Origin of the sequence: Arthrobacter sp. Leaf337 (assembly GCF_001423745.1) — a bacterium.
GTDB lineage: Bacteria > Actinomycetota > Actinomycetes > Actinomycetales > Micrococcaceae > Arthrobacter.
The window spans coordinates 1-19512 of the sequence record NZ_LMPC01000018.1 but is presented as its reverse complement, the minus strand read 5'-3'; the positions used below and the strand labels follow the sequence as shown (position 1 = coordinate 19512).

Sequence of the window (19512 nt, the reverse complement as noted above, 5' to 3'; positions counted from 1 at the left end):
GGATTAGGCTGGTGCCCATGGCATCTTCCCCGCCGGACGCGCTCCGGCATCCCGACGTGACGGCGGCCGTGGCGGAACTGCGCGGCCGCCTCGCGTCGGGGAACCGGATACTGCTCGGCATCACGGGCTCGCCGGGGTCCGGGAAGTCCACCTTTGCAGCGGCCCTGCATTCCCTCTTTGGCCCGGGCATGGCCGTGGTGGTGCCGATGGACGGCTTCCATCTGGGCAACGCGATTATCGAGGGCACGCCGCTGCGGCAGCGCAAAGGGGCAATCGACACGTTCGACGTCGGCGGTTACCTCTCGCTGCTGCAGCGGCTCGCGCGTCGGGATGAGTCGGTGGTTTTCGCGCCGGATTTCCGGCGCGAAATCGACGAACCGGTGGCAGCCTCCATTGCCGTGCCGGCTTCGGTCCCGCTGGTGATCACCGAAGGGAACTACCTCCTGGCGGACCACCCTGTGTGGCAACAGGTCCGGGCCCAGCTGGACGAGGTCTGGTTCATGGACACTTCCCCGGCTCTTCGCCTCGAGCGGCTGGTGGACCGGCATGTGCACTTCGGCATGGACCGGCCTGCCGCGGAGGAATGGGCCGCCTGTTCCGACGAGGCGAACGCCCGGCTGATCGAATCCACCCGCGATGCGGCGGACCGGGTCATCCCCTGGTCCTAGCCTCCCGGGGTGTTTACCGCCCGGTGCGCCGAAATTTCCCCTGCGTTTTTTCCGGCGACACAGGGCCATGGCCCCGCAGCCCTGTTAGCCTGCTCCTAGGATCACCGGACCATCATCGGGTCTCAGCCGGTGGCTGGATCCCCCGTGGCTCCTGGACGCAGAGGACAACAGCACATGGATGCGCAAGTGCCGGGCACTGCTCCGGGGACGGCCGCCGCACCGCCGGCTGGCAGCCACCCAGGTGCGGCAGGATCCCCCGGGCCAGATGCGGCCGGGCCCGAACGCACGTGGAGCCTGCAGCGCGAATGGTCCCGGGCATTCCTGGTGATGCTCACTGCGCTGTTGATCGGCGCCGTCGTCACCATCGTGGGGGTGCGCGGCCTGATGAACCAGGTGGAGGAAACCTCCCGCCGGCTGCAAGTGGAGCTCGAAAAGGTGGAGGTCCTCCGCTCAGCCCTTGACGCCCATGAGCAGCTGGGACACCAACTGCTTGCCAACGCCCCCGCGGACCGTTCTGCCTTTGTCCGGCAGCAGGATGAGATCTCACGCCTGTTCGGGGAAACCGCCGCCGTTTTGCCGGGTGACACGGCATCGAGGGAAAAGCTTGACGCTGCGCGGCAGTCCTGGCAGGAAGCCCTGGCGGCCCATGGCCTGTGGGGCAGCCAGGTGCAGTCCCTCCAGGGCAGCCATCTGGACCAGACCCCGGCGTTTGCCGCGTCCAGCGCCGCAATCCGCATGCAGCTGGCGGATATCAGGCGGTACTCCCTGGCGGAGATGGATGACGGGCTCGCGCACAGCGCCGAACTCGAACGGTTCTTGTTCATCGGGCGCAGCGCCTTGTTCGTGGCGGCATTGGGCGCCACCGCGTACTTCCGACGCAGGATGGTCAAGGACATCATTCGGCCGGTGGAAAGCATGCACCACGGCGTACGAAAACTGCAGGCCGGGAACTACAACCACCGCATTGAAGTCTTCCGCCGCGACGAACTCGGCGAGCTGGCCGAGGCGTTCAACGGGATGGCCCTGGCTGTACGCAACAGCCACGAGGCGCTCACCCACCGCGCAACCCACGACCCCCTCACCGGCCTGGCGAACCGCGCGGCCCTGATGGAACACCTGACGGCATCGTTCGGGGCGGGCAGCACCCGCAGGAACCGGAACGAGGGACTGCTGTTCATCGACATCGATGACTTCAAGGAGGTCAACGATTCGCTGGGCCATGAGCGTGGCGACGCCCTCCTCGTTCAGCTGGCCGCCCGGCTCGTGGCCTGCGTCCGTTCCGACGACATGGTTGCCCGCCTCGGCGGAGACGAGTTCGCGATTGTGGTGATGGACGACGACGCCGGCTCCGTCACCGCCGGGATCGCCGAACGGATCCACGAGGCACTGCGTGCGCCTTTCTTCGTCGGCGAGGACCGGCTGACTGTCACCGCGAGCATGGGCGCCGTGCAGCGCCGTCTGGACACCTCGGACGCCGCCGAGCTCCTGCGGCAGGCGGACTTTGCAATGTATCTGGCCAAACACGGCGGAAAGGCCCGGTTGCAGCTGTTCGACGCCGAAGGCTACGACCATATGACCTATCGCGCCGCCCTGAAGCGGGACTTGGCTGCGGCGGCGCCGGAGGGCCAGCTCAGGCTCGAATACCAGCCCATTGTGGACCTCACCAGCGGAGCCATCCTCGGCGTCGAAGCGCTGGTGCGCTGGCAGCACCCAACGCTGGGGCTGCTGGCCCCCTCGGAGTTCATTCCCATTGCGGAAGAGACAGGGGATATCGACGCCGTCGGCTGCTGGGTGCTGGATACCGCCAGCCGCCAAGCTGCCGGCTGGCGGAAGGCCCTGCCCCGGTGCGAACACCTCTGGGTTTCGGTCAACCTGTCCACCATCCAGCTCCCCAATCCGCGGAATCTGGCGGCCATCAAGCGCATCCTAGCCGATCCCGCGGCGCAGGCGGACAAGGTGGTGCTGGAAGTGACCGAGACAGCCCTCGCGGGCAGCACGGACGGCGGAATTGCGGCTCTCAAGACACTGAAGGAGACGGGCGTCCGGGTGGCAATCGACGATTTCGGGACGGGGTACTCCTCGCTGAGTTCGCTGGCGGTGCTGCCTGCAGACATCCTCAAGATCGACCGTTCATTCCTTGGCCGGCAAGCGTCCGAAGCGCAATCGGCAGCAATGCTCGAAGGAATCCTGGGCCTTGCCCGCATGCTCTCCCTCGAGGTGGTGGCCGAAGGAGTTGAGGACCGCCGCCAGCTGGAGCTGCTCCGCGCCCTGGATTGCCACATGGGCCAAGGCTACTTCCTGGCCCGCCCGGCCCCCGCCGAAATGATCGTGGCGCTACTGGCAGCAGGCGCCCCGCTTCAGCCCGGTCCGGCGGAGCTTGAGCGGGCCGTCGATTCATGAGGAATACTGGCCTTCCCGCGGGAGTTCTTGGCTAGGACGGCACTTCCCGGAATACGCAAAGCACCGAATTGGAGACCCCTATGGCACTGGCATCCGCACCATTAGTTCACCTCGGCGACGGATTGAACGTCAGCCCTTTAGGGTTCGGCGGCATGGCCCTCACCCCGGTCTACGGCGAAGTGGACCAGGGTGAGGCCCTGCGCACCCTCCACCATGCCGTTGATGCGGGCGTCAGCTTCATCGACACTGCGGACATCTACGGTGGCGGCAGCAACGAGGAACTGATCGCCCAGCTACTAAAGGAACGGCGGGGCGAAGTGCAACTGGCCACGAAGTTCGGGCTGGTGGGCACTCCCGCCAGCGGCTACACCGACATCCGGGGAGACGCCGCCTACATCCGGCAGGCATTGGAAGCCAGCCTCCGCCGCCTGGGCACCGACACCATAGACCTGTACTACATGCACCGCCGCGACCTCCGCGTTCCGATTGTGGAAACCGTGGAGGCCATGGCGGCGCTGGTGCAGCAAGGCAAGGTGCGGCACCTCGGCCTGTCCGAGGTGACGGCCGAGGAGCTGCGGGAGGCCAGCAGCATCCACCCGATCGCCGCTGTCCAGAGCGAATGGTCCATCTGGAGCCGCGATGTGGAACGCAACGTTGTTCCCGCGGCGGCCGCGCTTGGGGTGGGATTTGTGCCCTATTCGCCGCTGGGCCGGGGATTCCTCACCGGCACAGTGGACGCTTCGAAACTCGGGAGCGGCGACTTCCGCCGCAACATCCCCCGCTTCGCCGCTGATGCAGCGGATGCCAACCAGGGCGTGGTGGCCGCGGTGCAGGCCGTCGCCGGCGAGCTCACTGTCGCCGGCAAGCCGGCAACTCCAGCCCAGGTGGCTCTCGCCTGGCTGCTTGCCCAGGGCAAACGGCTCGGCCTGCCCGTGGTTCCCATCCCGGGCACGCGCAAGGCGGAACGGATCGACGAGAACCTGGGTTCGCTGGCGCTGGACTTCACCCCCGCACAACTGGAAATGCTCGACGCCGCCGCGGACGCCGTCGTCGGCTCCCGCTCAGCGGACCCCACCTGGGTGTCCCAAGGCCGTGAGTAGGGCCTCCGTAGACTGAAGCCCATGGATTCCCTCATTCACGACCTGCGTGACATCACCATCCGCCGGATTTCTGTCAGCGAGATGGACAACAACGTGTATCTGCTCACCAGCAAGGCGTCGGGCGCGCAGCTCCTGATCGATGCGGCCGATGATCTGGCCGCCATCCAGGGGCTGCTTGCCGACTCCGCCGCGGACACCTCCGCGACGCCGAAGCTGGCGTTGATTGCCACCACCCACCAGCACTGGGACCACGTCCGCGCGCTGCCGGCCCTGGTGGAGGCCACCGGGGTGAAGACGGCGGCCGGGACGGACGACGCACCGGAGCTGCCCGTTCCGGTGGACGTGCTGCTGGATCACGGGGACGTCGGCAACTTCGACGGCTTCGACGTGACGGCTGTGCACCTGCGCGGCCACACACCGGGGTCAGTGGCGCTGGTGTACCAGGACCCGGCAGGCCCTGCGCACATCTTTTCCGGCGATTCGCTGTTCCCCGGCGGCGTGGGCAACACGCAGAAGGATCCGGCACGCTTCAACCAGCTGATCACCGATGTCAGCGAGCGGCTGTTCGGTGTGTACCCGGATGACACCGTGGTGCACCCGGGCCACGGCAAGCCCACTACCCTCGGCGCGGAACGTCCGCACCTTGAAGAGTGGCGCGCCCGCGGCTGGTAGCTTTCGCCGCGCTTTCACGCTGGCGCTGCGCTTCGTGATTTGCGCTACGCAAAATGCCGGTCGCTGCGGATATACCCGTCGCGTCCGGCATTTTGCGTAGCGCCAGCTACTTTACGTAGCGAAAACACGATCCTTAGCGGCTGCGGCGTTCATTCGACGCCGGAGCTGACGCACGGCGGGGGGCGCCGCTGCGTGCCGGACGGCCTTCGCCGGAACGGCCGTTGCCGCCGCCGGAGTAGGATCCGCCCGAGGTGCCGCCGGTGTTGGAGGACCAGACTGCTGCGTTGCCGCCGGCCGAGCCGGACTTGCTGCCGGCAGCGGCGCGCTGGCCCGTTGCCGGACGTCCGCTGCGCTGGCCGCCCGTTGCTCCGCCGGTGCGGGGTGCTCCGCCGGTGCGGGGAGCGCCACTTCGCGGTGCACTGGTGCGGGTTGCCCCGCCGCGGGCGTCGCCACGGCCGTCGGTTGCACGGGCGTCAGACCCGCGGCCGGCCGATGCACGGCCACCTGCTGCGGGAACGTCGTTGTGGTGCGAGTAAGCAGTGGCACGGCCACGGCCGCGGGCATTGCGGCGCTCGGCGCGCTCGGCGTCGGCGCGGTCCTGGTTCTTTTCCGCCACGCGCTCAGCGGCGTTGCGGGCAGCGGCCTGGCCTTCATAAGCCACGGCGCGTCGCTCGGAACGCGGAAGATCCGTACGGGGAGCCTCAGCCGAAACCCGGCCGCGTCCGCCACGTCCGCCGCGGCCGCCCGCGGTGGGTGCAGCCTGCGTAGTGCGGCGTGCGCGCTTGCGCTCCGCGTTTGCACCGGTGGAGGTGCCGCCTCCCTGGTTGGACTTGGCAGCCAGCAGTGCGGCGCGGGTGCGCGGATCGATCTTGTCGGCCATTTCGCCCACCAGTTCTGCAACCAGCGGCGAGTTGGCGGTGACGCGCTCGAAGTTGACCTCGACGCCGGCAGCCTTCATGAGCTTCTTGACGTCGGACTGCTGCTCCGGGAGGGTCAACGTGACCACGGTGCCGTCGGAACCGGCTCGGGCCGTACGGCCTGAGCGGTGCAGGTATGCCTTGTGCTCCGTGGGCGGGTCAACGTGGATCACCAGTTCGACGTCGTCCACGTGGACGCCGCGGGCGGCGACGTCGGTGGCCACCAGGACGCGGACGTCGCCGGAGGAGAACTCGGCAAGGTTGCGGTCACGGGCGTTCTGCGACAGGTTGCCGTGCAGGTCGACGGCGGGGATGCCGGCGTCGGTCAGGGTCTTGGCAAGCTTGCGGGCGTGGTGCTTGGTGCGCATGAAGAGCACGCGGCGGCCGGCACCCGAGGCGAGCTCGACGATCAGCTGCTTCTTGACGGTCTGGTCGTTGACCACCAGTACGTGGTGTTCCATGGTGGTGACCGCGGCCTGCGGGTCGTCCACGGAGTGGGTCAGCGGGTTGGACAGGTAGCGCTGGACGATCTTGTCCACGCCGTTGTCCAGGGTGGCGGAGAACAGCAGGCGCTGGCCCTGGCTGGGGGTCATGTCCATGAGCTTCTTGACCACCGGCAGGAAGCCGAGGTCCGCCATGTGGTCTGCCTCGTCCAGCACGGTGACCTCAACGGCCTCGAGGGTCAGGATGCGCTGGCGGATCAGGTCCTCCAGGCGGCCCGGGCAGGCGATGACAATGTCGACGCCGGCGCGCAGCGCCTTTTCCTGGCGTGCCTGGGAGATGCCGCCGTAGATCACGGTGGTGTTCAGGCCCATGGCCTTGGCCATCGGCTCGATCGTGGCGTTGATCTGGGTGGCCAGCTCGCGGGTCGGCGCAAGGACCAGCCCCATCGGGCGGCCGGGCTTGCGGAAGTGCTTGGCTTCCCGCTCAGCGAGTCGGGCTACAAGCGGGATGGCGAAGGCAATGGTCTTGCCGGAGCCGGTGCGGCCGCGGCCCAGGACGTCGCGCCCGGCCAGGGTGTCCGGGAGGGTCTTGACCTGGATGGGGAACGGTTCAATGATTCCCTGGGCGGTCAGTGTGTCGGCGAGTGCTTTGGGCGTGCCGAGGGCAGCAAAAGTAGTCATGTGTTTCAAAGGTCTTTCAGGCGGTATCCGTGCGGATATCGGCCCCCGGTGCCGGTTGGCCCAAGGGTTCGCCGAAGAAAAGTCAGGTGATCAACCGGATTGCTGCCAACCTTGCGGTAGCGGCGGACGGGACCAAATAGAACGCGTTCATCGACGCAGGATGTGCCTCTCACATGAAAAAAACCCACTCCCTGCCGGACAAATCCTTCGGGGGATCCGGTTGATGAACCGAATCAAAGTGGGCATCACTGCACATCAAGTTCCACCAGTCTAGCATCCGGCGGGCTGCCCGCCCGAACGGGCACTGTTTCGGGGCGGGCCGCCGCCGCTCCGGCCCCCACTTCTGCAACTGCCACCATGGCGGACCCATCCGGCTCCGACCTGGCTCCGAACCAGCACGGGAAGATCTACCCGAAAGGACATGCCATGGAACTCGAAGACAAGGGGCGCAACGTCGTAATCCATCATCTCGGAGGGGCCAAGCGGCCAGGCCGGCTCACCGGCTATGGCGAGTCCAGGCGGGAAGACCGGGCGGGCCAGGTGGGGGCAGAGCCCGAGGAAGCCGCCGAACCAGGTCCAACAACGGACTACACTTGATGCCTTGAGGCTCGACGTTTGTCGAGGACCGAGCGACCCGGGCTGCGGCTGAACCGCGTTCCAGGAAGACGAAACCAGGGAGGCCCCGCGATCGCCGCCTAGCCCGGCACGAAGCCGGAGAATGCCCTTTCCCGCTCCGGAAGCCAGTTCAGGCGCAGCGACGCCCGCCGCCGCCATTGGAGCGTCCGGCCTGCCGGGACCGGCCCCACCTCCCCCACCGAAGGGCTCAGAACCGGGCCTAGTCTTGATTCACCCCAACTGTTACCTACGTCACAATTGTGGCGGCTCCGTGCAGACGGCGGCGCGGCACCCTGCCTGCAGGGCAGTCCGCCTGCGACGCAGTCAGCCTGAGACAAGGAAAGAAGCACTGATGTCTGAACGCACCACCACGGTTGCCCGGAACACTGCAACGGAACCCACCAAGGGAGGCCACAGCCAGGAACCGCACCTTGCCCGCGCGCTGAGCAACCGGCACATCCAGCTGCTGGCCATCGGCGGCGCCATCGGCACCGGCCTGTTCATGGGATCCGGCAAGACCATCTCCCTCGCCGGCCCGTCTGTCATCTTCGTCTACATGATCATCGGCTTCATGCTGTTCTTCGTGATGCGGGCCATGGGCGAAATCCTGCTGTCCAACCTGAACTACAAATCCTTCAGCGACTTCGCCGGAGACCTCCTGGGCCCCTGGGCCGGGTTCTTCACCGGCTGGTCCTACTGGTTCTTCTGGGTGGTCACCGGCGTGGCGGACATCGTGGCAATTGCCGGCTACGTGGACAAGCTGGCACCCGGAACCCCGCTGTGGATCCCCGCGCTCATCACCCCCGTAGTGCTGATCCTGCTGAACCTCCCCACGGTCAAGGCCTTCGGGGAAGCCGAATTCTGGTTCGCCATCATCAAGGTGGTGGCCATCGTCGCGCTGATCGGCACCGGCATCGTTATGATCGCCACGAACTTCACCTCCCCCAACGGCGCGGTGGCCAGCCTCGCCAACATCTGGAACGACGGCGGCATGTTCCCGCACGGCATGTTCGGCTTCATCCTCGGCTTCCAGATCGCCATCTTCGCCTTCGCCGGCATCGAACTGGTAGGCACTGCGGCGGCGGAAACCAAGGACCCGGAGAAGAACCTCCCCCGGGCCATCAACTCCATCCCCATCCGCGTGCTGCTGTTCTACGTAGGCGCTCTGGTGGTCATCATGGCTGTCAACCCGTGGCGTACCATCGACGCCGCCAGCAGCCCGTTCATCGGCATGTTCACCCTCGCCGGCCTGGGCATCGCCGCCGTGGTGATCAACCTGGTGGTCCTTACCTCCGCGGCATCCAGCGCCAACTCCGGCATCTACTCCACCTCGCGCATGGTCTACGGCCTGGCCCAGGACGGCAACGCCCCGAAAGCCTTCGGCAAGCTGAGCATCCGCAAGGTTCCGCAGAACGCCCTGCTGTTCTCCTGCATCTTCCTGCTCGCCGGCCTGGTGCTGCTCTACTCGGGCGACTCCGTCATCGGCGCGTTCACCGTGGTCACCTCGGTTGCGTCCGTGCTCACCATGTTTGTCTGGTCAATGATCCTGATCAGCTACATTGTGTTCCGCCGCCGCCGTCCCGAACTCCACGCAGCCTCCGCGTTCAAGATGCCCGGCGGCGCCTTCATGCCTTACGTGGTGCTGGCATTCTTCGTGTTCATGCTCGTGGCGCTCGCCCAGGCCGAGGACACCCGCCTCGCCCTGGTGGTTGCTCCCCTGTGGTTCCTGATCCTTGGCGCGGCCTGGTACTTCAACCGCAAGACGCCGCTCCAGCAGGCACGGATCGTTGAGTGGAAGGCTGAGTCTGATTCGGACAAGGCAAAAGTCAACGTCCTGAACTAGGACGATTTCCGAGCCGCAACCCGCGGCGCAACAACCACAGCGACGACGGCGATGGCGACCGTGAGGGCGAAGACTCCCGCGAAGGAGGCGCCCGACACTCCGCCCGCCGTCGTCGTTGTGGTTCCCGCCGCCGTTCCCGCTAAAGCACTGAACACGATCCCGGTGGTGGCCAGGGCCAGCGCACCACCGAGCGAATCTGAAATGGACATGGCCGAGCTGTTGAAGCCCTCGGTGTCCGGAGTGGACATGGCCAGCGTCATCACGCTTAGGCGCGGATACATCAGGCCCATCCCGAAGCCGGCGGACATCCAGCCGGCAATCGCGACGCCGGCCGGCCAGCCCAGGACGGTGGTCACCAGGGCAAGGACGACGGCGGCAAGCACCATCGCCGACCCGGCCTTCATGGCCCGGAGGTTGCTGAGCTTCGCGCCCATCCGGCCCTGCACGGCCGAGGCGCCGGCCCACGCCAGGGCGCCGCCGGTGAGGGTCAGCCCGGCAAAAGTGGGCGAAAAGGAGTACCGCTCCACCAGCAGGTACGGAAGATAGACCTCCGCTCCGAAAAACGCCGCGGAGACGAGCCCACGGGCCAGAATGACGCTCGGCAGCCCGCGCCGGGCAAGGAGCGTGCCGCGGGGCACCAGCGGACGCACCGCCACGAACGCGATCACGACGGCGGCCGCCGCCAGGAAAGCTCCGGCGCCCGGAACCTGCGCGGAAAGGTTCAGGCCCAGCACGGCCAGCGCCGCGAGGGCGGCCCACGCGAGCCTGCCGTAGGACCAGCGCCCCGGGTCCGAACTTCCCTCCGGCGCGCCGCGGAGTCCGCGCAGCGCAGGCACGATCATCAGGAGGGCCGGAACCACCAGCCCCACCACGCCCAGGAACACCCAGTGCCAGCTGGCCGCCTGCGCCACGATTCCGGCCGCGAAGGGTCCCACCAGCGAAGGAATGACCCACGCCGCGGAAAACGCGGCGAAAATCTTCGGGTGCAGCACGGGCGGATAAACGCGCGCCACCACAACGTACAGCGCAACGGTCATGGCGCCGCCGCCCAGTCCCTGGACCAGGCGCCCGGCCACCAGGACAGCCATGCTTCCTGCCGTCCCGGCGATCAGCAGCCCAAGGACGAACAGGGCCACGGAGGCGTACAACGGTCCCACAGGGCCGCGCCGGTCGGACCAGTTGCCGGCCGCCACCATGCCGATCACGCCGGTGGCCAGCGGTCCGGCGAAGGCCAGGGCGTACAGGCCGGCGCCCTCCAGTTCTCGACTGACCAGGGGCATGATGGTGGTCACGGCCAGCGACTCAAAGGCAGCCAGGAACACCAGGGCACACGCGCCGGACGTCACGAGCAGGTAGTGGCGGTGCAGGATTCCTGCAGCCTCAGGGGCGGCGGCGGGGGCGCTACGTTGCACGGTGATGGCCTGATCAGTCGTTTCGGATGCGTGCCTGCCATTAAACACCCCAGGCCGTGATGTCCAGGGTCATCCTGACCATCACGGCCCGTGCTGCGTGCCGGGAACCCGGCCCGGCGGGGACTATTCCGACTGGCCTTCCGCCGCCTTGCGCGTGGAGAACGGCAGGAGCAGGCGGGACTGGTGGGCGGCGTCGCGGTAAATCTTGTGGGTGACGGGCCGGCCCACCGGGAGGTGGAAGGCGTCCGGCGGGAGCAGCGAGTTGTGCTCATCTGCCAGCGGCTCGGCGTTGGACAGTTCCACCGTCAGCTTGTGGCCCGGCCTGAACGTGTTAGCGAACGGATAGAGCCGCAGCACGTATTCCTCGATCTGCCCCGGCTCCACGGGCACGGAACGGGTGTGCGGGTGGTAGGGGCTCTGCGACGAAGGCTGACCGGCAGCCACTCCCCGGGCAGCTAGGGGTCCAGCCCCAGGCCCGCTGACGGAACCACCGCTCCCGTGGCCGTCGAATCCGGGTTGAGCATCCAGCCCACCCGTTTGGCGGCACTCAGCACCACAACGCTTTCGGCCAGCTCGATCCCCGGGATCCGTTGCTGGAGTGCGAGTTCGGCGTTCATCACGTCCGCCAGGGAGTGCAGCCACATGACGATCACGAAGTTGGTCCGGCCGGTGGTGGAGGCGGCAAGCCGGACGTTGCGGAACCCCCGCAACTCGGCCCCCGCGGTGTCGTGCTGGCCCGGCGGCACGTTGGCGAACCACTGGCACGTGACCGGGTAGCCGGAGTATTTTTGCGCGATTTCGCAGCGGAACGACAGCAGCTGGCTGGCCAGCACGCGGTTCAACTGCCGCTGGACGGTGGCCGGACTGCGCCCGAGGCCGCGGGCGATCTCCGCCGCGCTCGCCCTCCCGTCCTGTGCGAGGAACGGAATCAGGTCCAGATGGCTCTGCGGCAGCGGAGCACCCACGACCGCGGGCGGGGCCGACCCCGACGCCTCGGGCCCGGCGAGCACCCTGAGGGCGTTCTGCTGCGCCTTGTCCAGGACATTGAGCCGCCAGGCATAGCCGCCCACGTGCAGCCGCGTGCAGAGCGCGGTCCGGTATTTGAGGAGGCCGGGGATGTCCTTGAACTGCGGCACCACGGTGTCACTGAAATGGGCAAGCGTGGGCGTGATGACCGTCAGCATCAGGTCGCGGTTGCTGGCCGCTTCCTCCACCGTGACCACTTCGGGCATGGCGGCGAGCGCGGCGGTGACGCGGGCGCGCTGCCGCATCTCACAGTCCACGTCCACCAGCGCCAGGCACATTTGTTTGGGATCGCCGATCAGGTGGGCGGTGGTCCAGGCGGCGCCGGCGTCCCTCAGCCGGTCCCAACGTGCCGCGAGCGTGGTGGCATGCACGCCCAGGACACCGGCGGCATCGGACGAGCTGATCCGCGGCGCTATCTGCAGCGCGTTGATGAGGCGGAGATCGTCCTCACTGACTTCCATCCGGACACCTCCTCTTCCGATCGTATGAATCCTGCACAAACCATCATAGTTTTGATTTTTTCCAGCTATTTTCCGCCTTGTGAACCAGCTCACTCCACAATGGGTAGCAGGTCACTAACCAATCGTTCGGGAAGCAGGAGGACATATGTCGATCACCGCCGATGCCAGGGAGCTACAGGGCGAAATCGTCCGGTTCCGCCACGAGCTGCATCGGGAGCCGGAGATCGGCCTGGATCTGCCCCGTACCCAGGAAAAGGTCCTCAAGGCGCTGGAAGGCCTGCCGTACGAGATCACCCTCGGTGAGAGCACGACGTCGGTCACTGCTGTTTTGCGTGGCGGCGCGCCGCACGCTTCAGCCGAGAAGCCGGCGGTCCTGCTCCGTGCCGACATGGACGGCCTGCCAGTCCAGGAACGCACCGGCGTCGACTTCACCTCACGCATCGACGGCGCCATGCACGCCTGCGGCCACGACCTCCACACCTCCATGCTTGCCGGCGCCGCCCGTCTCCTGGCCGACCGCCGCGACCAGCTGGCCGGCGATGTTGTCCTGATGTTCCAGCCGGGCGAGGAAGGCTTCGACGGCGCCTCCCACATGATCAGCGAAGGTGTGCTGGACGCGGCGGGCCGCCGTGTGGATGCCGCCTACGCCATGCACGTGTTCTCGGCCCTGGAACCGTACGCCCAGTTTTGCACCAAGCCGGGCGTTATCCTGAGCGCATCCGACGGACTGTTCGTCACCGTGCTGGGCGCCGGCGGGCACGGCTCCGCGCCGCACTCCGCAAAGGACCCCGTTACGGCGGTTGCCGAAATGGTGACAGCCCTGCAGGTGATGATCACACGCCAGTTCAACATGTTCGATCCCGTAGTCCTCACGGTCGGCCTCCTGCAGGCCGGCACCAAGCGCAACGTCATCCCTGAATCCGCGCGCTTCGAAGCCACCATCCGCACGTTCTCGGATGCATCCCGGGAACGGATGATGACAGCCATTCCGGTCCTCCTCAAAGGCATCGCCGCGGCCCACGGCCTCGAGGTGGACGTCGACTACCGCTCCGAGTACCCCCTCAGCGTCACGGATGAAGACGAGACACACACCGCCGAAAAGACCATCCAGAAGCTCTTTGGCGATTCGCGCCTGACCCGCTGGGCCACCCCGCTCAGCGGCTCCGAGGACTTCTCCCGGGTGATGGCCGAGGTGCCCGGCACATTCATCGGGCTCAGCGCCGTTGCCCCCGGCGCGGACCACACCTCTACCCCGTTCAACCACTCCCCCTACGCCACATTCGACGACGGCGTTCTCTCCGACGGCGCGGCGCTCTACGCAGAACTCGCCGTTTCCCGCATCGCAGCCCTCGCGGCTGCAGGCAACTGACCTTCCCTTCTCTTTTGGAGCCCCACATGACTTCCACCGTAGGCATGCCAGCCGAGGTCCAGGTTCACAAATCCCACGTCCGGACCCTCATCGGAACCGGCATCGGCAACGCCGTTGAATGGTACGACTGGGCCATCTACGCCACGTTCTCACCGTTCATCGCCAGCGCACTGTTCAGCAAGGCGGATCCGACGTCGGCCTTCCTGGCCACCCTGGCGATCTTCGCAGTCGGCTTCGTTGCCCGTCCGTTCGGCGGCTTTGTCTTCGGCTGGATCGGTGACCGGATCGGCCGCAAGACGTCCATGACGTTCGCCGTCGGCCTCGCGGCCCTCGGCAGCCTGCTGATCGGCGTCGCCCCGACGTTCGAGGCTGTCGGTGCGTTCGCGTCCGTGATGCTGCTGGTGGCCCGCCTGATCCAGGGCCTGGCGCACGGCGGGGAGCTGCCGTCGTCGCAAACCTACCTTTCCGAAATGGCCCCCAAGGAAAAGCGCGGCTTCTGGGCAACCCTCATCTACACGTCCGGCACTGCCGGGATCCTGGCCGGCACGTTGCTCGGCGCCATCCTGTCCAACGTCCTGAGCACGGCCGACATGAACGCCTGGGGCTGGCGCATCCCGTTCCTGATCGGCGGCGCCCTGGGGGTCTACGCCCTGGTGATGCGTGCCCGGATGAAGGAAACCGAAGCCTTCGAAGCCGAGTCTCCCAAAGAGAAGCACGAGCCCATGTGGCCGCAGATCTGGCGGCACCGCAAGCAGGCCCTGCAGGTCATCGGCCTCACCGTGGGCCTCACCGTGAGCTACTACATCTGGGGCGTGGTGGCACCGAGCTACGCTGCCACCACCCTGAAGATGGACCGCGGCGAAGCCCTCTGGGCAGGCGTGATTGCCAACATCGTGTTCATCGCCGCCCTGCCGTTCTGGGGCAAGCTGTCCGACCGCATCGGCCGCAAACCGGTCCTGATCATGGGCTCTGCCGGTGCCGCCCTGCTGCACTTCCCCATGACCTGGCTGCTGAAGGACTCCCCCTGGCAGCTCGCCGTCACCATGTCCGTGATGCTGTTCTTCATCGCCGCCAGCGCCGCCATTGTCCCGGCTGTTTACGCCGAGCTCTTTCCCACCAAGATCCGCACGGTCGGAGTCGGCGTCCCCTACTCCATCTGTGTCGCTGCCTTCGGCGGCACGGCCCCGTACCTGCAGACCTGGCTTGGCACCATCGGACAAGCCAACCTGTTCAACGTTTATGCCGTGCTCCTGCTGCTGATCGGCATCGCGTTCGTCTTCACCATCCCGGAGACCAAGGGCAAGGACCTGACACACTAACTCTCCCGACGGCGGCGTGGCCGCCCGACGGGTACCGGCGAAGGCCGGGCGGCCTGGCCGCCCGGCCTTCGGCATTGCCGCGTCTGGGAGAATGGGACCATGCGGGCAACCTAGGTACACCGCCGGAGAGCTGTCACCGGCCGCGGCCGGGCATACCCGACGCATCGCGGCATCGTAGCGGGATGCACAGCCCGATCTGCTTACAATCAACCGACAGTCATCTAACAAGGGAACCATGAAGAAACTCACCACGGCCCTGCTCGCCGCCGGGCTCATCATCTCCGCTTCAGCCTGTTCGGCACCCGAAAAACTGACCACGGCGGAAACCTGCGACCGGCTGAAGATCGTTGTGACGGATTCCAGTGCCAACGCCGGCAAGACCGGCATGGTCATCCTGGGCAACCGGCTTCGCCCGATCGTGGCTGGTGCCTCGGACGAGCTGAAGCCTGCGGTGCAGGCAATCCTGGACTATGCGGACGAGTCCGCGAAGGAGAACCCGGACGCCGACAAGGTCGCCGAGCTGCAGGCTGGCTACCAGAAGGCCGGCGCCACATTCGGGCAACTCTGCAGCTAAGCCCTGCCCACGTAAGCCCTGTTCACGCCGGCCGGGCCGGTTGCAGGTCCGGCCGGACGCCGCTCCCTAGCCCAGGTGGACGGGAGCGCCGTCCGCGTCGGCGCCGCTGAACGTCTTCCGGTCGATGGTGATCAGCAGGATTGCAATCGGCATGATCAGGATCGACACGGCCGCCGCCCACAGGAACACCTCGGCATACCCGGCGGTCAAGGCTGCCATCGGGGCTGTTCCGGCGGCGGCCGTGGCCGCCGCCGCGATGGTGCTGAAGAGGGCGATGCCCAGCGATCCGCCGATCTGCTGGGAGGCGTTCACCAGGGCACCGGCAACACCGGCGTCGTCCTTGTCCACGCCGAAGAGGGCAAGGTTCTGCATGGGAACGAACACCATTCCCAGTCCCAGGCCCATCAGGATCAGTGCGGGCAGCATGTTCACTGCGTAACTGCCGTCCGCGCTCACCTGCGTCAGCCACAGCATGGCCGCCGCCATAAAGACCGGCCCGACGGCGGTAGGGATCTTCGCCCCCAGCTTCGGCAGGTTCTTCGCCACGACCGCGGCGGTGACGATCAGCACCACGGTCATCGGCAGGGACGCAATTCCTGCCGAGAACGGGGCGAAGCCGAGCACAATCTGGATGTAGAAGTTGATGAACAGGATGCCGCCGATCAGGACGGCGCCTGAGAGGAATGAGGCGAGGAACGCCGCCGCGCGGTTGCGCTCCGTGGCGACCCGGAGCGGCAGCAGCGGGTGTTTCACCTTCTTCTCCACAGCCGCGAACAGCACCAGCAGCACCGCGCCGGCAAGGATGAACCCCCACGCCTCCGGGGCACCCCAGCCGTGTTCGGCGTTGGTGAAGCCGTACACCAGCGACCCCAGCCCGAGCGCAGCAAGCACGACGCCGGGCCAGTCGTATTTGGTTGAGCCTTCGGCTTTGCTCTCGCGAACCTGGATCCAGACGCCGATGAAGGCAACGATGGCGATGGGGATATTGACGAAGAAGCACCACCGCCAGGACGCGTAATCCGTCAGATAGCCGCCCAGGAGGACGCCGACGGCGGCGCCGACGCCGCTGATGGAGCCGAAGATCGCGAACGCGGTTCCGCGGTCCTTGCCGCCGGGGAACGCAACGGTAAGCAGCGCCAGCGCCGCGGGTGCCAGCAGCGCCGCGAAAACACCCTGCAAAGCGCGCGCGCCGATCAGTTCCCACGACTCCTGCGCGATGCCGCCGATGAACGATGCGACGGCGAAACCTGCCGCGGCAACCATGAATGTCCGCTTGCGGCCCCAAAAGTCCGCAATACGCCCGCCGAGCAGAAGAAATGCGCCAAAGGCGAGGGCGTAGGCCGTCACCACCCAGGAACGGGTCGAGTCGCTGATTCCCATTTCGGTCTGCAGCCGCGGGAGGGCCAGGTTCACGATCGTGCCGTCCAGGACCACCATGAGTTGCGCCAGGGCGAGGAAGATCAGTGCCCACCACGCCTTCTGCGGCTTCTTCTCCTGCCGCACCTGCGCGGTTGCCGTATCCAATGCCATGCCTTCATACCTCCAATTAGTAATACTTATAAAAGTATAACTACTTTCGGAAAGTCCGGTGTTTTCGGCGGCGCGTGATGGTGGCTACGCGGGTGCGTCGAGGATGGCTGCCAGGCGCTGGAGTGCCGGGAGGCTCGCCTCGATCTGCGCACGCTCGGCCGGAAGAAGCCTGGAGCTGGCCGCCGCGAGCGAATCCGCCCAGGCGCCTTCCAGCAGGGCCTTAATCCGCTGGGACTCGGCAGTGGGGTGGAGTGTGACGTACCGCTTGTCGGCGGCGTCGCGCGTGCGGGTTACCAGATTCCCGGTGACGAGTTCGCGCACCTGCACGCTCACGTTGCTGAACTGCCGCCCCAGCCTGTTTGCCACTTCAGCGACAGTGATCCCTGGATGGTTTTCGATCACGCGAAGGATCTCGAGGAGTCCGTTCGGCAGCGGGCGCACGCCGGTGTCTTCGTGCGACTTCCGCCGGACGTCGGCAGAGATATCGAGGATGGCAACGGCGAGGGCGCGGTGGTCAACAGTGGATGCCAACCCCTCGCCCGACCCAACAGATTCCATCCCACCAGCATAGGCGCGGCCCCGGCAGGCTAGTCCGAGGCGCCGGTTTCGCGGTTCACGGCCGGCATGATTTCGGTGGCGAGGAGTTCGATGGAACGTGCAGTCTCGGCAAACGGCAGGCCGCCCAGGCCGATCTGCGCCATGTAGCGGCTGTTGCCGAGGGTTTCGTGTATTTCCAGGAGCTTCTCAGTGACCTGCTGCGGACTTCCGACCAGCAAACCGCCGCCCGGTTCGCTCCAGTCATCAAAAGTGGCGCGCGGGAAATGGTCCACGGGGCGGGGCATGTTCTGTTCGAAGTAGGCACGGTAATGCGGGTAGAAGGTGTCCCGTGCCTGCTGCGAGGTGGGGGCCGCGTAGAAGTGTCCGCCCACTCCCACCGGCAGGGCGCCCGCATCTTGGCCGGCGTCGGCGGCGCTCTGGCGGTACAGCTCCGCAAGGCGGCGGAACCGCTGCGGCCCGGAGAGGAGCGCAATGAACAGGGGAAGGCCCAGTCTGCCAGCCCGGACAAAACTCGCCGGTGTCCCGCCCACACCCACCCAGACGGGGAGCTTTTCCTGGGCCGGGCGCGGCGCAATGTCCATCCCGGGAATGCTCTGGGTGAGGGTGCCCCGCCAATCCAGGACGGCGTTGTCCCGCAACTCGAGCAGCATGCGCAGCTTTTCGTCGAAGAGCCCGTCGTAGTCCTCCGTTCTGTGGCCAAACAGCGGGTAGGACTCGATGAAGGCGCCGCGTCCGGCGATGATCTCGGCCCGCCCGTCGGAAATCAGGTCCAGGGTGGCGAACTGCTCAAAGAGCCGCACCGGGTCCTGGGTGGACAGGACGGTGACCGCGGTGCTGAGCCGGAGGTTGGTGGTTTCGCGGGCGATGGCCGCCAGCACGATCTCGGGGGCGGAGAGGGCGAAATCCCGACGGTGGTGCTCACCCAGGCCCAGGAAGCTGAGCCCTGCCTGGTCCGCCAGCTTGGCCAGCTCAATGATCTCGTGCAGCCGCTGACGGGGTGAGAGTGCACTGCCGGTGTCGATGTTTCGGGAAAGCTCACCGAAAGTAAAAATGCCAAAGTCCATGCTTGGTTGAACATTCAAGTTCCTGATTTCATTCCAGTTACTCCACGTGACGCCCCGTGACCCTCCCTTCCGCCGGGGCCGCCGGTTCGGGCTCCCTGATGACGCTTTGAGTCACTGCATTAACGCCGGTGAACGCGCGCGACACGGGCCATTGATACGGGCGCAGGCCGAACCGTAACCTCAATCCAAGCGCTGGAACCGGGGCACCGGACACGCTCCACAAGAGCAACAGGCCCAGCAATTGACCACGACGGAGGGCGGCAGAAATGCCGCCGCGAGCCTCCGTCCCCTCCACTCTCCGCACCCCCGACCCTTGTCCGGCGGCAAGGCCCTGTGCTGGCGCGCCGCAATCGTGAAGGAATCCCCATGTCATCGCATCAGAACCCCGAAGGATCCACCCGCATCGTTGCGGGACAAACCAACAAGCCGCAAGACTCCGCAGCAAAGCGTAAGCGCACCCTCGGAATCGGCATCGCCGCGGGCCTGGTTGTCCTCATTGCCGGCGGCGCGGCAGTGGCGTCGTCGCTTTCCAGCAATAGCGGCAATACCGAGGCGCAGCCGGCGGCCGCAGCCGTCGCCGGCACGCCTGCTGCTGAGTTGAAGCTGGGCTATTTCGGCAACGTCACCCACGCCCCGGCGCTGGTGGGCGTGAAGCAGGGCTTCATCGCCAGGAGCCTGGGTGAGACCAAGCTGAGCACGCAGGTGTTCAACGCCGGCCCGGCCGCGATCGAGGCGCTGAATGCCGGCGCGATCGATGCGACCTACATCGGCCCGAACCCGGCGATCAACTCGTTCGTGAAGAGCAAGGGCGAGTCCGTCAGCATCATCGCCGGCGCCGCTGCAGGCGGCGCGCAGCTGGT

General features: G+C 66.7%; 17 protein-coding genes. 10 read left to right on the top strand and 7 right to left on the bottom strand.

Features of this window, described 5'->3' with window-relative positions; genetic code table 11:
* Nucleotides 1-17: 17 nt before the first annotated feature.
* The 4 genes from ASF98_RS14155 to ASF98_RS14140 all read left to right on the top strand — a co-directional run bounded on the left by ASF98_RS14155 (nt 18) and on the right by ASF98_RS14140 (nt 4840).
* Nucleotides 18-668: a nucleoside/nucleotide kinase family protein gene (locus ASF98_RS14155; RefSeq protein WP_055802873.1), complete on the top strand. Its 651-nt coding sequence runs from the start codon at nt 18-20 to the stop codon at nt 666-668.
* 174 nt (nt 669-842) lie between these two features.
* On the top strand, nt 843-3068 hold the full coding sequence (locus ASF98_RS14150) for a putative bifunctional diguanylate cyclase/phosphodiesterase (protein ID WP_055802871.1): 2226 nt from the start codon (nt 843-845) through the stop codon (nt 3066-3068).
* A gap of 80 nt (nt 3069-3148) precedes the next feature.
* A complete protein-coding gene (locus ASF98_RS14145) occupies nt 3149-4168 on the top strand; it encodes an aldo/keto reductase (RefSeq protein ID WP_055802868.1) in 1020 nt (339 codons plus the stop codon).
* Between the two features lie 21 nt (nt 4169-4189).
* Nucleotides 4190-4840 carry an MBL fold metallo-hydrolase gene (locus ASF98_RS14140; RefSeq protein ID WP_055802867.1) on the top strand — a complete coding sequence of 217 codons (651 nt, stop codon included), beginning with the start codon at nt 4190-4192 and terminating at the stop codon, nt 4838-4840.
* Nucleotides 4841-4973: 133 nt separating this feature from the next.
* Here the strand turns inward: ASF98_RS14140 and ASF98_RS14135 are convergent, their stop codons facing one another.
* Nucleotides 4974-6881 carry a DEAD/DEAH box helicase gene (locus ASF98_RS14135; protein ID WP_055802864.1) on the bottom strand — a complete coding sequence of 636 codons (1908 nt, stop codon included), beginning with the start codon at nt 6879-6881 and terminating at the stop codon, nt 4974-4976.
* 357 nt (nt 6882-7238) lie between these two features.
* On the opposite strand from ASF98_RS14135, the gene ASF98_RS14130 reads away from it, so the two are divergent.
* Nucleotides 7239-7478, top strand: a complete 240-nt coding sequence (locus ASF98_RS14130; RefSeq protein ID WP_055802863.1) for a hypothetical protein — start codon at nt 7239-7241, stop codon at nt 7476-7478.
* A 370-nt stretch (nt 7479-7848) separates the two neighbouring features.
* On the top strand, nt 7849-9339 hold the full coding sequence (cycA, locus tag ASF98_RS14125) for a D-serine/D-alanine/glycine transporter (RefSeq protein WP_055802861.1): 1491 nt from the start codon (nt 7849-7851) through the stop codon (nt 9337-9339).
* Here cycA and ASF98_RS14120 read toward each other — a convergent pair.
* The 3 genes from ASF98_RS14120 to ASF98_RS14110 all read right to left on the bottom strand — a co-directional run bounded on the left by ASF98_RS14120 (nt 9336) and on the right by ASF98_RS14110 (nt 12238).
* On the bottom strand, nt 9336-10751 hold the full coding sequence (locus ASF98_RS14120; RefSeq protein ID WP_055802910.1) for an MFS transporter: 1416 nt from the start codon (nt 10749-10751) through the stop codon (nt 9336-9338). The genes cycA and ASF98_RS14120 overlap by 4 nt on opposite strands.
* A 123-nt stretch (nt 10752-10874) precedes the next feature.
* Nucleotides 10875-11141, bottom strand: coding sequence for a CocE/NonD family hydrolase C-terminal non-catalytic domain-containing protein (locus ASF98_RS14115; RefSeq protein WP_235505988.1), 267 nt, complete (start codon nt 11139-11141; stop codon nt 10875-10877).
* 65 nt (nt 11142-11206) lie between these two features.
* Entirely contained in the window at nt 11207-12238 is a 1032-nt protein-coding gene (locus tag ASF98_RS14110; protein WP_055802860.1) for an Lrp/AsnC family transcriptional regulator, read from the bottom strand.
* Between the two features lie 145 nt (nt 12239-12383).
* Between ASF98_RS14110 and ASF98_RS14105 the strand changes: the two genes are divergently transcribed.
* From ASF98_RS14105 to ASF98_RS14095, 3 genes are all read left to right on the top strand, one after another.
* Nucleotides 12384-13607 (top strand): M20 metallopeptidase family protein, encoded by a 1224-nt coding sequence (locus tag ASF98_RS14105; protein ID WP_055802858.1) that lies wholly within the window; start codon nt 12384-12386, stop codon nt 13605-13607.
* 26 nt (nt 13608-13633) lie between these two features.
* A complete protein-coding gene (locus ASF98_RS14100; protein ID WP_055802856.1) occupies nt 13634-14926 on the top strand; it encodes an MFS transporter in 1293 nt (430 codons plus the stop codon).
* Between the two features lie 235 nt (nt 14927-15161).
* The gene (locus ASF98_RS14095; protein ID WP_055802853.1) at nt 15162-15500 is read left to right on the top strand and encodes a hypothetical protein; all 339 of its coding nucleotides are present in this window, start codon (nt 15162-15164) and stop codon (nt 15498-15500) included.
* Nucleotides 15501-15566: 66 nt separating this feature from the next.
* Here the strand turns inward: ASF98_RS14095 and ASF98_RS14090 are convergent, their stop codons facing one another.
* The 3 genes from ASF98_RS14090 to ASF98_RS14080 all read right to left on the bottom strand — a co-directional run bounded on the left by ASF98_RS14090 (nt 15567) and on the right by ASF98_RS14080 (nt 18652).
* Entirely contained in the window at nt 15567-17030 is a 1464-nt protein-coding gene (locus ASF98_RS14090; protein WP_055802852.1) for an MFS transporter, read from the bottom strand.
* A gap of 84 nt (nt 17031-17114) precedes the next feature.
* The gene (locus ASF98_RS14085) at nt 17115-17588 is read right to left on the bottom strand and encodes a MarR family winged helix-turn-helix transcriptional regulator (protein ID WP_055802850.1); all 474 of its coding nucleotides are present in this window, start codon (nt 17586-17588) and stop codon (nt 17115-17117) included.
* A 29-nt stretch (nt 17589-17617) separates the two neighbouring features.
* A complete protein-coding gene (locus ASF98_RS14080; protein WP_055802847.1) occupies nt 17618-18652 on the bottom strand; it encodes an LLM class flavin-dependent oxidoreductase in 1035 nt (344 codons plus the stop codon).
* A 366-nt stretch (nt 18653-19018) separates the two neighbouring features.
* On the opposite strand from ASF98_RS14080, the gene ASF98_RS14075 reads away from it, so the two are divergent.
* Nucleotides 19019-19512 (top strand): ABC transporter substrate-binding protein (locus ASF98_RS14075; RefSeq protein WP_162242334.1); only part of this gene is annotated, 494 nt, incomplete at its 3' end.

Coding starts and splice junctions, on each gene's coding strand:
- ASF98_RS14095 (WP_055802853.1), top strand. CDS start 15,162: ATGAAGAAACTCACCACGGCCCTGCTCGCCGCCGGGCTCATCATCTCC.
- ASF98_RS14155 (WP_055802873.1), top strand. CDS start 18: ATGGCATCTTCCCCGCCGGACGCGCTCCGGCATCCCGACGTGACGGCG.
- ASF98_RS14080 (WP_055802847.1), bottom strand. CDS start 18,652: ATGGACTTTGGCATTTTTACTTTCGGTGAGCTTTCCCGAAACATCGAC.
- ASF98_RS14130 (WP_055802863.1), top strand. CDS start 7,239: ATGGCGGACCCATCCGGCTCCGACCTGGCTCCGAACCAGCACGGGAAG.
- ASF98_RS14105 (WP_055802858.1), top strand. CDS start 12,384: ATGTCGATCACCGCCGATGCCAGGGAGCTACAGGGCGAAATCGTCCGG.
- cycA (WP_055802861.1), top strand. CDS start 7,849: ATGTCTGAACGCACCACCACGGTTGCCCGGAACACTGCAACGGAACCC.
- ASF98_RS14150 (WP_055802871.1), top strand. CDS start 843: ATGGATGCGCAAGTGCCGGGCACTGCTCCGGGGACGGCCGCCGCACCG.
- ASF98_RS14145 (WP_055802868.1), top strand. CDS start 3,149: ATGGCACTGGCATCCGCACCATTAGTTCACCTCGGCGACGGATTGAAC.
- ASF98_RS14085 (WP_055802850.1), bottom strand. CDS start 17,588: ATGGAATCTGTTGGGTCGGGCGAGGGGTTGGCATCCACTGTTGACCAC.
- ASF98_RS14100 (WP_055802856.1), top strand. CDS start 13,634: ATGACTTCCACCGTAGGCATGCCAGCCGAGGTCCAGGTTCACAAATCC.
- ASF98_RS14140 (WP_055802867.1), top strand. CDS start 4,190: ATGGATTCCCTCATTCACGACCTGCGTGACATCACCATCCGCCGGATT.
- ASF98_RS14110 (WP_055802860.1), bottom strand. CDS start 12,238: ATGGAAGTCAGTGAGGACGATCTCCGCCTCATCAACGCGCTGCAGATA.
- ASF98_RS14135 (WP_055802864.1), bottom strand. CDS start 6,881: ATGACTACTTTTGCTGCCCTCGGCACGCCCAAAGCACTCGCCGACACA.
- ASF98_RS14090 (WP_055802852.1), bottom strand. CDS start 17,030: ATGGCATTGGATACGGCAACCGCGCAGGTGCGGCAGGAGAAGAAGCCG.